The sequence below is a fragment of the Ensifer sp. GW101-20A05 genome (genome assembly GCF_059424735.1).
The window spans coordinates 73,229-88,284 of record NZ_JBWKZT010000003.1 but is presented as its reverse complement, the minus strand read 5'-3'; the positions used below and the strand labels follow the sequence as shown (position 1 = coordinate 88,284).

The window sequence follows — 15,056 nt, the reverse complement described above, 5'->3', positions numbered from 1 at the left end:
AGCGGCGCCTATAAAAAGGGAGAACCTGCATGACCCGTACAACAATCAAAGGCCTGCTGCTCGCTTCGAGCATTCTCGGCACGGCCGGGCTGGCGCACGCCGAGGACGTGACGCTGACCATCGAAAGCTGGCGCAACGACGACCTGGCGATCTGGCAGGAAAAACTGATCCCTGCCTTCGAAGCGAAGAACCCGGGCATCAAGGTCAAGTTCGCCCCGATGGCGCCGACCGAATACAATGCGGCGCTGAACGCCAAGCTCGATGCCGGCTCCGCGGGTGACCTCGTTACCTGCCGTCCGTTCGACGTCTCGCTCGAACTCTACAACAAGAAGCACCTTGCCGACCTGACGGCGCTGCCGGGCATGGAAAACTTCTCGCCGGTCGCCAAGTCCGCCTGGACCACCGATGACGGCAAGTCCACCTTCTGCGTGCCGATGGCTTCAGTCATCCACGGCTTCATCTACAACAAGGACGCCTTCGACCAGCTCGGCATCCAGATCCCGACGACGGAAGCCGAATTCTTCGCCGCCCTCGACAAGATCAAGGCGGACGGCAACTACATCCCGATGGCGATGGGCACCAAGGACCTCTGGGAAGCCGCAACCATGGGCTACCAGAACATCGGCCCGAACTACTGGAAGGGCGAAGAAGGCCGCGCTGCGCTGATCAAGGGCGAGCAGAAGCTGACCGACGAACCGTGGGTCGAGCCCTACCGCGTTCTCGCCAAATGGAAGGACTATCTCGGCGACGGCTTCGAAGCCCAGACCTATCCGGACAGCCAGAACCTCTTCACGCTCGGCCGCGCCGCGATCTATCCGGCCGGCTCGTGGGAAATCGGCCTGTTCAACACCCAGGCACAGTTCAAGATGGGCGCCTTCCCGCCGCCGGTCAAAAACGCCGGCGACACCTGCTACATCTCGGACCACAATGACATCGGCATCGGCCTCAATGCCAAGAGCGCACATGCCGAACAGGCCAAGACCTTCCTGAGCTGGGTTGCCTCGCCTGAGTTCGCCGACATCTACGCCAATGCACTGCCGGGCTTCTTCAGCCTCAACTCTACCCCGGTGAAGATGACCGATCCGCTCGCCCAGGAATTCGTCTCCTGGCGCGAAAAGTGCAAGCCGACGATCCGCTCGACCTACCAGATCCTGGCGCGCGGCACGCCGAGCCTCGAAAACGAAACCTGGGTCGAATCGGCCAACGTAATCAACGGCACCGATACGCCTGAGGTTGCCGCCGAGAAGCTGCAGAAGGGCCTCGACTCCTGGTACAAGCCGGCGAAGTGAGAAGAGACGTAAGCGCAACAGGTTCCCTCCCCTTTTTGGGGAGGGTCGGCCCTACGGCACCCGTGTCCTGCCGGACGCAGAAGGGCGCCGTAGCAGTTTGAATTGCTGCATGTTTTGTCCTTGGGACACTTGCAGCAAGGCCGGGCGGGGCGACATTGGCCGATGAGGCACTCCCCCAGCCGTCGCGTCACAGGCCTCCCATCGTGGGAGGCCACCGACGCAGTCGTTTGCAAAAGAACGCGATAGACTTAACCTTCGTCATGAGCCCTCAAAAAAGGGCAGATGGCATACGGCGAGACCGGCCGTGTGGCGTCGGTGCGCATCGTGATTGTCTGGGGAACCGGTCTTCTAGAAACGGATGGTTCAATGAGTGACGCTCTTTCAGTGCAAGACGGACAGCCGACCGCAAGGCGGCCGAAGCGCTGGCACATCCTCGTCTTCCTGCTCCCGGCCTTCCTGGTCTATTCGGCGGTGATGATCCTGCCGCTGATCGAGACGCTCAGGCTCTCTCTGTACAACACGGTTGACGGACAGCCAGCCTTCGTCGGGCTTGCCAATTTCCAGACACTGTTTGGGGAAGAGCGCTGGGCCCACGACTTCTGGAACGCGCTGAAGAACAACGTCATCTTCTTCATCATCCATATGTGCGTGCAAAACCCGATCGGCGTCGCCCTCGCCGCGATGCTGTCGATCCCGAAGCTGCGCTTCGTCACCTTCTACCGCACGGCGATCTTCCTGCCGACGCTGCTCTCCTTCGTGATCGTCGGCTTCATCTGGAAGCTGATCCTGTCGCCGATCTGGGGGGTGTCGCCCTGGATACTCGACCTCGTTGGCCTGAAGTCGCTGTTTGCGCCCTGGCTCGGAAAGCCGGGTTCCGCGCTCATCGCCGTGTCGCTGATCTCGGTCTGGCAATATGTCGGCATCCCGATGATGCTGATCTACGCAGCGCTGCTCAACATTCCCGATGAGGTGATCGAGGCTGCCGAATGCGACGGGGTTACCGGCTGGAGCCAGTTCTGGAAGATCAAGCTGCCGCTGATCCTGCCGGCCATCGGCATCATCTCGATCCTGACCTTCGTCGGCAACTTCAACGCCTTCGACCTGGTCTACACGGTGCAGGGCGCGCTTGCCGGGCCTGATGGTTCGACCGACATTCTCGGCACGTTGCTTTACCGCACCTTCTTCGGTTTCCAGCTGCAGCTCGGTGACCGCTCCATGGGCGCGACGATCGCCACGGTGATGTTCCTGATCATCCTCGCCGGCGTGTCGCTCTACCTCTTCGTCATTCAGCGCCGCATGCGCCGCTACCAGTTCTGAGGAGACCGGAGATGTCGAACGCACGCGATTCTTTTCTCCGCACCGGCTTCGTCCACGTGGCGCTGATCGCCTACACGCTGGTGTCGCTGTTCCCGGTGTTCCTGACGATCATCAACTCGTTCAAGGACCGCAATGCAATCTTTCGGGCGCCGCTGACGATCCCGACGCCACAGACCTTCAGCCTGATCGGCTATGAAACGGTCCTCGGCCAGGGCGATTTTGCCACCTATTTCCAGAACAGTTTCATCGTCACGATCGTCTCGATCGCGCTGGTGCTGCTCTTCGGGGCGATGGCCGCCTTCGCGCTGTCGGAATACCGCTTCCGCGGCAACACGGTGATGGGCCTCTATCTTGCGATCGGCATCATGATCCCGATCCGTCTCGGCACCGTCGCCATTCTCCAGGGCATAGTCGCCGCCAACCTGGTCAACACGCTGACGGCGCTGATCCTGGTCTACACGGCGCAAGGGTTGCCGCTCGCGATCTTCATCCTCTCGGAGTTCATGCGCACGGTCTCGGATGACCTGAAGAACGCGGGGCGCATCGACGGGCTTTCGGAATACTCGATCTTCTTCCGCCTGGTTCTGCCGCTGGTGCGGCCGGCCATGGCGACTGTCGCGGTGTTCACGATGATCCCGATCTGGAACGACCTCTGGTTCCCGCTGATCCTGGCCCCGGCGGAGGCGACCAAAACGGTGACGCTCGGCTCGCAGATCTTCATCGGCCAGTTCGTCACCAACTGGAATGCGGTTCTGGCGGCCCTCTCGCTCGCCATCCTTCCGGTCCTCGTTCTCTACGTCATCTTCTCGCGGCAGCTGATCCGCGGCATCACGGCAGGAGCAGTCAAGTGAGTGCAAGCAGCAAACCCGTCCGGGTCCTCGTCGCAGGGCTCGGCAACATGGGGCGCAGCCATGCGCTCGCCTATCACAACAACCCCGGCTTCGAGATCGTCGGTCTAGTCAACCGTTCGAAGGTGCCGCTGCCGGAGGAGCTCAGCGGCTACACGATCTATCCCGATTTCAGATCGGCGCTTGCCGAACTGAAGCCGGATCTCTGCTCGATCTGCACCTATTCCGACAGCCATGCCGACTTTGCCGTCATGGCGTTTGAAGCCGGTGCCGACGTCTTCGTCGAGAAGCCGCTGGCAACCACCGTCGCCGACGCAGAGCGCGTCGTCGCGGCTGCAAAGAAGCACGGTCGCAAGCTGGTGATCGGCTACATCCTGCGCCACCACCCCTCGTGGATCCGGCTGATCGCCGAGGCCCGCAAGCTCGGCGGCCCCTATGTCTTCCGCATGAACCTGAACCAGCAGTCGAGCGGACCGACCTGGGAGACGCACAAGTCGCTGATGAAGACGACGTCGCCGATCGTCGACTGCGGCGTGCACTATGTCGACGTCATGTGCCAGATCACCGACGCAAAGCCGGTGGAAGTGCGCGGCATGGGACTTCGCCTCTCGGACGAGATCGCCCCCGACATGTACAATTACGGCCACCTGCAGGTGATCTTCGAGGATGGGTCGGCTGGCTGGTATGAAGCCGGCTGGGGTCCGATGATCTCGGAAACGGCCTTCTTCGTGAAGGACGTGATGTCACCCAAGGGCTCCGTGTCGATCGTCATGGACCAGAACGCCAAGTCCGACGACATCGACATACATACCAAGACCGCGGTGATCCGGCTGCACAACGCCGAAACCGGTCCCAATGGTCGCTTCCTGAGGGCCGATGAGGATCTCAAGATGGACGGCGAGCCCGGGCACCAGGAACTCTGCGACCGCGAGCAGGCCTATGTGCTGAAAGCCATTCGCGAAGACATCGACCTCGACCGTCACATGAACGATGCCGTCCAGTCGCTCCGCATCTGCCTTGCCGCAGACGAAAGCGTGCGCACCGGCAGACCAGTCAAACTCTAAAGGGGGCAACCAGGTGGGATCGCTTCAACTCAAATCCATCCGCAAGGCCTATGGCAGCCATGAAGTGCTGAAGGGCATCGACCTCGAGGTGAAGGACGGCGAGTTCGTCATCTTCGTCGGCCCGTCCGGCTGCGGCAAGTCGACCTTGCTGCGCACCATCGCCGGCCTCGAAGACGCGACCTCCGGCAGCGTGCAGATCGACGGCACCGAAGTCGGCCATGTGGCGCCCGCCAAGCGCGGCATCGCCATGGTGTTCCAGTCCTACGCGCTCTATCCGCACCTGACGGTGAAGGACAATATGGGCCTTGGCCTCAAGCAGGCCGGCAAGCCGAAAACCGAGATCGACGACAAGGTCGGCAAGGCGGCGAGCATGCTGTCGCTCGATCCCTATCTTGCCCGGCGCCCGGCCGAACTCTCCGGCGGCCAGCGTCAGCGTGTGGCGATCGGCCGTGCGATCGTGCGCGAACCGAAGCTCTTTCTGTTCGACGAGCCGCTCTCCAACCTCGATGCGGCGCTGCGCGTCAACACCCGGCTCGAGATCGCCCGGCTGCACCGCAGCCTGAAGGCGACGATGATCTACGTGACCCACGACCAGGTGGAGGCGATGACGCTCGCCGACAAGATCGTCGTCTTGAACGCCGGCCAGATCGAACAGATCGGCTCGCCGATGGACCTCTACAACCGGCCGGCAAACGTCTTCGTCGCCGGCTTCATCGGCTCGCCGCAGATGAACTTCATCGAGGGCGCGCGGCTCGGCGATATCAGCGCCAAGACGATCGGCATTCGCCCCGAGCACATGGCGCTTTCGCGCGAGAGCGGCGACTGGAAGGGCAAGGTGGTGCACGTCGAACATCTCGGCGCCGACACCATCGTCTACATCGATTCCGAGCAGGTGGGCCTGATCACCGTCCGCCTCTTCGGCGAGCATCGCTATGCACCTGACGATATCGTCTATGCGACACCGATGGTGGGCAGCATGCACCGTTTCGGCGACGACGATCGCGTTCTCGCCTGACCCCATTTTGGGGCCGACGCCCCATCACAGCTGCGTGAAAACCAGCCGCCACAGGGACTAAATCCCTGTGGCGGCTGAATTATTTTTTGATTCTACGCACCGCATCACGCTGTTGCACTGCAAAGCGAATTAACATACATTTGTGTTTGTATATTAGCTTTCCGGTATTTGCCGAACCTGATACCGGTTCCGCTCCCCTTCACTTCCGGACCGCACGGGCACCTTGCGAGATGCAGCCGTTGCCTGCGGTCACCGAATATGGACATCGCTATGCGCATGAACCGACCGACACTGGCCGCCGCCTTGGCAACTGTGATTCTTCTTTCCGGTTGCCAGAAAGAGGACGAGCAGCCGGCCGCCGCCGCATTCCCACCGTCCGCGGTCGCGGTCTTCACGACCAAGACCGAAACGCTGCCGATCACCAACGAGCTCCCCGGCCGCATTACCGCGACACGCGTCGCCGAGGTCCGCCCGCGCGTTTCCGGCATCGTCGTCGAGCGCGTCTTCCAGCAGGGTTCCAAGGTCAATGAAGGCGACGTGCTCTACCGCATCGATCCGGCGCCCTTCCGCGTGCAGGTCGAAAAGGCCGAAGCAACGCTTCGGCGCGCCCAGTCCGTGCGCCTGCAGGCCCAGCAGAAGGCCGATCGCCAGGAACAGTTGAAGAAGGCGAACGTCGTCGCCGCGCAACAGTTGGAAGATGCGGCGGCCCTGCTCGCGACCGCCGACGCCGATGTTGCGATCGCCGAGGCCGGCCTCGCGGCAGCGAAACTCGACCTGCAATATGCCGACGTGACGGCACCGATCAGCGGCCGCATCGGTCGCGCGATGATCACCGAAGGCGCGCTCGTCAGCACCAACAGCTCGGAAAATCTCGCGACGATCCAGCAGCTCGACCCGCTCTATGCCGACTTCACCCAGTCGGCGACCGACCTCATCCGCCTGCGCAAGGCGCTCGAGGACGGCAAGATGCTGAGCGGCGACGAAGAAGCCGAAGTCCAGCTCGTGCTCGACGACGGCACGGCCTACGAACACAAAGGCAAGCTGCTGTTCTCCGAAGCGGCCGTCGATGCGACGACCGGCCAGGTGACGCTGCGTGGCGAATTCCCGAACCCCGAAAACGACCTGCTTCCCGGCATGTATGTGCGCGTGCTCGTCCAGCAGGGCGTCGAGAAGGATGCGATCACCGTCCCGCAGCAGGCCGTCCAGCGCAACAATGCCGGCCAATCGCAGGTCTACGTCGTTGCCGCAGACAACAAGGTCGAGTTCCGCAATGTGACGCTCGGCCGCACCATCGGCACCCGCTGGCAGGTGACCTCCGGCCTCAAGGCCGGCGAGAAGGTCATCGTCGAAGGCTTCCAGAAGATCGGCCCCGGCGCCCCGGTCGAGCCGACGGACTGGAACCCGGATGCCAAGCCTGCGGCAGAAGCAGCCCAGACGACGGCCTCTGCCGACGAAAAGCCTGCCGAAGCTACAAAGTGAGTTTGATTGATGCCCAGTTTTTTCATCGACAGGCCTATTTTTGCCTGGGTGGTGGCGATCTTCATCATGGTCGCCGGCGTCATTGCGATCCCGCTTCTGCCGGTATCGCAATATCCTGACGTCGCACCGCCGCAGATCTCTATCAACACGAGCTACCCCGGCGCCTCGTCACAGGACACCTATCAGAGCGTCACACGACTGATCGAAGACGAGTTGAACGGCGTCGAAGGTCTGCTCTATTTCGAATCGACCTCCAGCGCCTCCGGTTCGGTTGAAATCAGCGCCACCTTTGCGCCCGGCACCGATCCGGGACAGGCGGCGGTCGACATTCAGAACCGCGTTCGCCGCGTCGAGCCACGCCTGCCCGATTCGGTCAAGCGCCAGGGTGTTCAGGTCGATGAGGCCGGTTCCGGCTTCCTCATGATCGTGGCCCTGACCTCGACCGACGGCTCGATGGATGCCATCGGCCTCGGCGATTATCTCAGCCGCAACGTTTTGAGCGAAATCCAGCGTGTGCCGGGCGTCGGCCGTGCGCAGCTTTTTGCCACCGAACGCTCGATGCGCGTCTGGCTCGACCCGGACAAGATGCTCGGTCTGAACCTGACCGCGGCGGACGTGACGAACGCGATCACGGCGCAGAACGCCCAGATTGCCTCCGGTTCGATCGGCGCCCAGCCGAACCCGATCAGCCAGCAGATCAGCGCGCCCGTTGTCGTCAAGGGCCAGCTGGAGAGCGCCGAAGAGTTCGGCGCCATCGTCCTTCGCGCCAATCCGGATGGTTCGTCCGTTCGCCTGCGCGACGTCGCCCGTATCGAAATCGGCGGCGAAAGCTATGCCTTCTCGACGCGGCTCAACGGCAAGCCGTCGGCGGCTATCGCCGTCCAGCTGTCGCCGAGCGGCAATGCCATGTCGACCTCGGCGGCCATCAAGGAACGCATGGACGAACTGGCGAAGTTCTTCCCGCAGGGCCTCGAATACTCGGTCCCCTACGACACTTCGCCCTTCGTCGCCGTCTCGATCGAGAAGGTGCTTTCGACGCTGGTCGAGGCGGTCGCGCTGGTGTTCATCGTGATGTTCCTGTTCCTGCAGAACATCCGCTACACCATCATCCCGACGCTCGTCGTGCCGGTCGCCCTGCTCGGCACCTGCGCCGTCATGCTGGCGATGGGCTTCTCGATCAACGTTCTGACCATGTTCGGCATGGTGCTGGCGATCGGCATTCTCGTCGACGATGCGATCATCGTCGTCGAAAACGTCGAGCGCATCATGTCCGAGGAAGGGCTGACGCCGAAGGAAGCGACCCGCAAGGCGATGAAGCAGATCACCGGCGCCGTCATCGGCATCACGCTGGTTCTCGCCTCCGTGTTCATCCCGATGGCCTTCTTCCCGGGCGCCGTCGGCGTGATCTATCGCCAGTTCTCGCTGACGATGGTCGTCTCGATCCTGTTCTCGGCGCTGCTTGCCCTTTCGCTGACGCCCGCGCTCTGCGCGAGCTTCCTGAAGCAGGTGCCGAAGGGCCATCACCACGCCAAGCGCGGCTTCTTCGGCTGGTTCAACCGCAGCTTCGACAAGACCTCGCACGGCTATAGCGGCATCGTGAAGCGCCTTGTCCACCGGACCGGCCGCTACATGATCGTCTACGTGGCCGTGCTGGCCGGTCTCGGCTGGCTGTTCATGAAGCTGCCGTCGTCGTTCCTGCCGGACGAAGACCAGGGCTTCGTGATCGTCATGATGCAGCTGCCGTCGGAAGCGACCGGCAACCGCACGACCGAGGTGGTGGAGCAGGCCGAGAAGATCTTCGGCCAGGAGCCGGCCGTCGAACGCATCATCGCGATCAACGGCTTCTCCTTCTTCGGTACCGGCCAGAACGCGGCGCTTGCCTTCGTGACGCTCAAGGACTGGAAGGAACGCGACGCCAACAACGCCGCACAGTCGATCGCGATGCGCGCGACTATGGCGATGAGCCAGATCAAGGACGCGATCAGCTTCGCGCTGTCGCCGCCGGCGATCCAGGGCCTCGGCACCACCGGCGGCTTCTCGTTCCGCCTGCAGGACCGCGGCGGTCTCGGCCAGGCGGCACTGTCGCAAGCCCGCGACCAGCTTCTCGGCATGGCGGCCGAAAGCAAGGTGCTTGCCGGCGTCCGCTTCGAGGGCATGCCGGATGCGGCCCAGGTCAGCGTCGACATCGACCGCGAGAAGGCGAACACCTTCGGTGTGACCTTCGCCGACATCAACTCGACGATTTCGACCAACCTCGGCTCGTCCTACGTCAACGACTTCCCCAATGCCGGGCGCATGCAGCGCGTGACGGTGCAGGCGGACGAAGGTCAGCGCATGCAGACCGCCGACCTCCTGAACCTGAACGTCCGCAACGCCAATGGCGGCATGGTGCCGCTGTCGGCCTTCGCGACGGTGGAATGGGTCAAGGCGTCGACGCAGACGATCGGCTATAACGGCTATCCGTCGGTCCGCATCAGCGGCGAGGCAGCACCCGGCTATTCGTCCGGTGACGCGATCACCGAGATGCAGCGTCTCGCCGGGCAGCTTCCGGCTGGCTTCGGCTACGAGTGGACGGGCCAGTCGCTGCAGGAAATCCAGTCCGGCACCCAGGCGCCGCTCCTGATCGCGCTGTCGTGCCTGTTGGTGTTCCTGTGCCTTGCGGCCCTCTACGAGAGCTGGTCTATCCCGGTTGCGGTCATTATGGTCGTTCCGCTCGGCGTCATCGGTGCCGTGCTGGCGGTCACCATGCGCGACATGCCGAACGACGTGTACTTCAAAGTGGGCCTGATCGCGATCATCGGTCTCTCGGCCAAGAACGCGATCCTGATCATCGAGTTCGCCAAGGAACTGCGCGAGCAGGGCAAGTCGCTGATCGACGCGACGCTGGAGGCGGCACATCTTCGCTTCCGGCCGATCCTGATGACGTCGCTGGCCTTCACGCTCGGCGTTCTGCCGCTGGCGATCGCCACTGGTGCGAGCTCCGGCAGCCAGCGCGCCATCGGCACGGGCGTCATGGGCGGGATGATCTCGGCAACGGTGCTCGCCATCTTCTTCGTTCCGGTCTTCTTCGTGTTCGTCACGAAGCTCTTCGGTCGAAAGAAAGTGGAAAACACACCGGCAGCCGCAGAAAACCCCACGCCCGCCGAGTAAAATGACAACAGACGGCCCGCTGCACATCACTGTCGGCGGGCCGTCTGATGAGGAGGAATGAATGCGCCGAACAAAAGCCGACGCAGAAGTAACCCGACAGAAGATCCTGTGCGCCGCCGAGCGCGTCTTCTACGAAAAGGGCGTCTCGAACACGACGCTCGAAGAAATCGCCAAGGCCGCCGGCGTAACGCGCGGTGCCATCTACTGGCACTTTGCCAATAAGACCGACCTGTTCCTCGCACTGCACGACGCCGTGCCCCTGCCGCAGGAAGACATGGTCGCCCGCGAGATCGAGGCGGAAGCCGCCGATACCCTTTCCATCCTCGAAGGCGCCATGGGCGACTGGCTCGATGTTCTCGCCGCCGACGAGCAGCGCCAGCGCATCCTGACGATCATGCTGCGCACCAATTACGACGGCGACATGAGCGAGGTCCTGACCCGCCAGAAAGAACTCGACGAACGCCACAATGTTCTGCTTGAGCTCGCCTTTTCGCGCGCGCTTGCCAAGGGGCAGATGCACGAGAGCTGGACGCCGGCCTCGGCGACGCGGACGCTGCACTGGATGATGCTCGGGCTCTGTACGGAATGGCTGCTCTTCGGCCGTCCCTTCGATCTGACGGCCGAGGGACGCGAAGGCCTGAGCCGGCTCTTTGCCAGCTTCCGCGCGCCGGCGATCACGGCAACCGCCGTTGCCGCACGCCCCTGACATCCTCAGCCGGCGCCCGTGCGGGTACCGGCTCAGATGCTTTCGGACCCTGTTAGCTGAACACCACCGTCTTGTGACCGTTGAGCATCACGCGCCGCTCCAGGTGCAGCTTGACGGCCCGGGCGAGCACGCGGCTTTCGATATCGCGGCCGGTGGCGACAAAGTCCTCGGCCGTCAGCGCATGGCTGACGCGCTCGGTTTCCTGCTCGATGATTGGACCTTCGTCGAGATCCGGTGTGACGTAATGTGCCGTCGCGCCGATCAGCTTCACCCCGCGCTCATGCGCCTGATGATAGGGCCTGGCACCCTTGAAGCTCGGCAGGAAGGAATGGTGGATGTTGATCGCCTTGCCGTAGAGGCGCTTCGACAGATTGTCCGAAAAGACCTGCATGTAGCGGGCAAGGATGACGAGGTCGGCGCCGGTCTCCTGGACCAGGCGCAACAGCCTCTCCTCCTGTTCGGCCTTGTTGTCCTTCGATACCGGCCAACAGTGGTAGGCGAGCCCCTCGGCCTCGGCCGTGCCTCGGCTGTCCTCGTGGTTGGAGACAATGGCAACGACCTCCGCGTTCAGCCAGCCGACACGGATCTGGTAGATGAGATGCAGGAGCGCATGATCGAACCTGGAGACGAGGATGAGGATCTTCGGCTTCACTGTGGCGTCCGCGAGAACGGTCCGCATCTGGAAACGCTCGACGGCCGGGCGCAAGGCCCGCTCGACATCACCAGCCTGAACGCTCGCCGCAACCTGAAATGCGATGCGCATGAAAAAGCTGTTGGTCTTTGTGTCCCAGAACTGGTTGCTTTCGGCGATGTTCGCGCCGAGCGCGGCAAGCTCGGTGGTGACGGCCGCGACGATGCCGGGTTTGTCGTCGCAGGAAAGCACAAGAATGAAGGTCTTCGGCGCCATGATCTCCTCCGATTGCGGCGGTTCCGGATGAGGCCTCGAGCCCCCTCCCAACCGCTGCCTATGGGGAGTTGAACGCGCCGGCAATCGTTCCGGCTGCGACGGCCGACGCTTTCTATCATCCTGATGGAAAGACGCCCGAGGGCATTAAATGCCCCCGGGCGCTGCAAGATTCATCGCATATGACTTTTGAGGTTTTCTGAGGGAATTCCATCAGAAAACCAGGCACAGGGCCGCTCGGATTAGTGCGCCTCGTCCCAGTTGGTCGCGGCGCGCGCATCGACCTTGAGCGGCACCTTCATGTCGAGCGCCGGCATGGCGGCGTTCTCCATCACCGAGACGACGATCGGAATGGTCTTTTCCACCTCGGCGTCCTCAACCTCGAAGATCAGTTCGTCGTGCACCTGCAGCAACATGCGGGCCGAGAGTTTCGCCTCGGCCAGCGCCGGCTCCATCTTCGCCATGGCGCGGCGGATGATATCGGCGGCCGAGCCCTGGATCGGCGCGTTGATCGCGGCGCGTTCGTTGAAGGCGCGATGCGACGGGATCGACGAGCGGATATCCGGATAATGTGCCCGGCGACCGAAGATGGTCTCGACGTAACCGTGCTCGCGGGCGAACACCTTGGTGCCTTCCATATAATCGCGAATGCCCGGGAAGCGCTCGAAATAGCGCTTGATGTAGTCGCCGGCCTCGGAGCGTTCGATCGACAGCTGGTTGGCGAGCCCGAAGGCCGAGATGCCGTAGATGATGCCGAAGTTGATCGCCTTGGCGCGGCGGCGGATCTCGCCCGGCATGCCCTCGACCGGAACGCCGAACATTTCCGAGGCCGTCATCGCATGAATGTCGACGCCGTCGGCGAAGGCCTGGCGAAGCTGCGGAATGTCGGCGACATGGGCGAGCACGCGCAGTTCGATCTGGCTGTAGTCGGCCGAGACGAGCTTGTGGCCGGGCGTCGCGACAAAGGCAGTGCGGATCTTGCGGCCTTCGGCGGTGCGCACCGGGATGTTCTGCAGGTTCGGATCGGACGACGACAGGCGACCGGTCGTGGTGGCGGCCAGCGCGTAAGACGTGTGAACACGCTTTGTCTCCGGGTGGACGAAGCCCGGAAGCGCATCGGTGTAGGTGGATTTGAGCTTGGTCAGCTGCCGCCAGTCGACGATCTTGCGCGGCAGCTCGTGGCCTTCGGCGGCGAGATCTTCCAGCACCTGCGCCGAGGTCGACCATTGCCCGGTCTTCGTCTTCGACCCGCCGGCAAAGCCCATCTTGCCGAACAGGATGTCGCCGAGCTGCTTCGGCGAACCGATGGTGAAGGTTTCGCCAGCGAGCTTGTAGATCTCGTCCTCCAGAGCCGCCGCACCTTGCGCGAGCTCGCCCGAAAGCCGCGACAGGATCTGGCGATCAATGGTAATGCCGCGATCTTCCATGCGCGCAAGCACCGCGACCAGCGGCCGCTCGAGCCGTTCATAGACGCGCGTCAGCCCCTTGGCGGCCAGCCGCGCCTTCAGGATGTGCCAGAGTCTCAGCGTGACGTCCGCATCCTCGGCGGCATAGGCCGTCGCCCTGTCGATATCGACGAAGTCGAAGGTCACCGACGACTTGCCGGAGCCGGTGATATCCTTGTAGGCGATCGGCTTGTGGTTCAGCCAACGCTCGGAGAGCGCATCCATGCCGTGGGTGCCGTTGCCGGCATCGACGACATAGGACATCAGCATCGTGTCGTCGAAACTCTCCACGGTGATGCCGTGCCGCTTCATCACGAGGTAATCGTATTTCAGGTTCTGCGCGACCTTGAGGACGGAGGGGTCCTCGAGCAGGCGCTTCAGCCGGCTGAGGGCCTCCCCGACCGGGATCTGGTTCTCGGCGAGCCCGCCCCCCAGGAGATCGCCGACACCGGTCTTGTGGATCAACGGAACGTAGGCCGCCCGGATGGCGGTGCCCGTCGGGTCCGCCCGATGGTCGGCGATCGCCAGCGAGAAGCCGACGAGATCGGCCTGCATGGCATCGAGCGAGTTCGTTTCCGTGTCGAAGCCGACGACGCCGGCATCGCGCGCGGCTGATATCCACTGGTCGAGAGCGGCGACATCACGGATCGTGACATAGGCGCTGTGATCGAACGGTGCCTTCGCGAAGATTTCGGCTCGAGCCGCTGCCAGCGCCTGCGGCGTGGCGTCTGCCGCATCCGTTTCGCCGGCACGTGACAGGACAGCGGCGGCTTCGGCGGCCTCACCGCGGATCGCTGCCTTGGCGGTGGAACCTTCACTGACAGCCGTCGCCGCGTCTCCCTTGTCGAGATCCGGGCCGCGCGCATCCGCGCCCCATTCCACAGGCACGCTTGCGGCTTCCACGGCGTCCGCGTCCGTGCCCGTCGCCGCGGCGACACGACGCGTCAGGGTGGTGAATTCCATCGCCTTGAGGAAGGCGATCAGCTTAGGCCCGTTCTGCGGCTCCAGGCTCAGCTCTTCCAGCGGGACATCGAGCGGCGTGTCGGTCTTGAGCTCCACGAGCTGGCGCGACAGGCGCGCGAGGTCGGCATTGGCGATGATGTTCTCGCGGCGCTTGGCCTGCTTGATCTCGCCGGCACGCGCCAGCAGCGTTTCAAGATCGCCGTATTCCTCGAGCAGCTGGGCCGCCGTCTTCGGGCCTATGCCGGGAATGCCGGGAACGTTGTCGGTGGAGTCACCGGTCATCGCCTGGAGATCGATCATCTTCTCCGGCGGCACGCCCCATTTTTCGATGACCTCGGGGATCGAGATCTGCTTGTCCTTCATGCTGTCGTACATCGATACGTTCGACGTGACGAGCTGCATCAGGTCCTTGTCGGACGAGACGATGGTGACACCCGCGCCGGCCGCCTCGGCAAGGCGCGCATAGGTGGCGATCAGATCGTCCGCCTCGTAGCCTTCCTTTTCGATGCAAGGCAGGTTGAAGGCGCGGGTCGCGTGACGGATCAGGCCGAACTGCGGAATGAGGTCTTCCGGCGGCGCCGTCCGATTGGCCTTGTACTGATCGTAGAGCGCGTTGCGGAACGTCTTCGAGGAATAGTCGAAGATGACGGCGAAATGGGTCGGCGTGACGCCGACCGAGGTGTCACGCGCATCGGTGAGCAGCTTCCACAACATGTTGCAGAAACCCGATACCGCATTGACCGGGAGGCCATCGGATTTGCGGTTGAGCGGCGGGATGGCATGGAACGCCCGGAAGATGAATCCGGAGCCGTCGACGAGGAAGAGATGATCACCGTTTTTCATGGGCAAATGGATAGCGCGGGGTGAGGCAAAGGT

10 protein-coding genes are annotated in these 15,056 nt (G+C 63.1%); 8 read left to right on the top strand and 2 right to left on the bottom strand.

Annotation, left to right across the window (positions count from 1 at the left end; all coding sequences use genetic code 11):
- The first annotated feature begins 29 nt into the window (after nucleotides 1-29).
- The 8 genes from AC070A_RS09550 (at nucleotide 30) to AC070A_RS09515 (ending at nucleotide 10,868) form a co-directional block, all read left to right on the top strand.
- Nucleotides 30-1,289, top strand: a complete 1,260-nt coding sequence (locus AC070A_RS09550; protein WP_057247779.1) for an ABC transporter substrate-binding protein — start codon at nucleotides 30-32, stop codon at nucleotides 1,287-1,289.
- Nucleotides 1,290-1,655: 366 nt separating this feature from the next.
- Nucleotides 1,656-2,606 (top strand): carbohydrate ABC transporter permease, encoded by a 951-nt coding sequence (locus AC070A_RS09545; protein WP_057248225.1) that lies wholly within the window; start codon nucleotides 1,656-1,658, stop codon nucleotides 2,604-2,606.
- A gap of 11 nt (nucleotides 2,607-2,617) precedes the next feature.
- On the top strand, nucleotides 2,618-3,457 hold the full coding sequence (locus tag AC070A_RS09540) for a carbohydrate ABC transporter permease (protein ID WP_492384444.1): 840 nt from the start codon (nucleotides 2,618-2,620) through the stop codon (nucleotides 3,455-3,457).
- A complete protein-coding gene (locus AC070A_RS09535; RefSeq protein WP_057247777.1) occupies nucleotides 3,454-4,518 on the top strand; it encodes a Gfo/Idh/MocA family protein in 1,065 nt (354 codons plus the stop codon). Before AC070A_RS09540 ends, AC070A_RS09535 begins: the two co-directional genes overlap by 4 nt.
- A 13-nt stretch (nucleotides 4,519-4,531) precedes the next feature.
- The gene (locus AC070A_RS09530; protein ID WP_057247776.1) at nucleotides 4,532-5,533 is read left to right on the top strand and encodes an ABC transporter ATP-binding protein; all 1,002 of its coding nucleotides are present in this window, start codon (nucleotides 4,532-4,534) and stop codon (nucleotides 5,531-5,533) included.
- Nucleotides 5,534-5,803: 270 nt separating this feature from the next.
- Nucleotides 5,804-7,012, top strand: coding sequence for an efflux RND transporter periplasmic adaptor subunit (locus AC070A_RS09525; protein WP_492376864.1), 1,209 nt, complete (start codon nucleotides 5,804-5,806; stop codon nucleotides 7,010-7,012).
- A gap of 9 nt (nucleotides 7,013-7,021) precedes the next feature.
- Complete coding sequence (locus AC070A_RS09520) at nucleotides 7,022-10,162, top strand: multidrug efflux RND transporter permease subunit (protein WP_057247774.1); 3,141 nt, start codon at nucleotides 7,022-7,024, stop codon at nucleotides 10,160-10,162.
- A 61-nt stretch (nucleotides 10,163-10,223) separates the two neighbouring features.
- Nucleotides 10,224-10,868, top strand: coding sequence for a TetR family transcriptional regulator (locus AC070A_RS09515; RefSeq protein ID WP_057247773.1), 645 nt, complete (start codon nucleotides 10,224-10,226; stop codon nucleotides 10,866-10,868).
- A gap of 52 nt (nucleotides 10,869-10,920) precedes the next feature.
- Here the strand turns inward: AC070A_RS09515 and purU are convergent, their stop codons facing one another.
- Together purU and polA are read right to left on the bottom strand one after the other, a co-directional pair.
- Nucleotides 10,921-11,775: a formyltetrahydrofolate deformylase gene (purU, locus tag AC070A_RS09510; protein ID WP_057247772.1), complete on the bottom strand. Its 855-nt coding sequence runs from the start codon at nucleotides 11,773-11,775 to the stop codon at nucleotides 10,921-10,923.
- 239 nt (nucleotides 11,776-12,014) lie between these two features.
- Nucleotides 12,015-15,023 (bottom strand): DNA polymerase I, encoded by a 3,009-nt coding sequence (gene polA / locus AC070A_RS09505; RefSeq protein ID WP_093234291.1) that lies wholly within the window; start codon nucleotides 15,021-15,023, stop codon nucleotides 12,015-12,017.
- Between the last annotated feature and the right edge of the window lie 33 nt (nucleotides 15,024-15,056).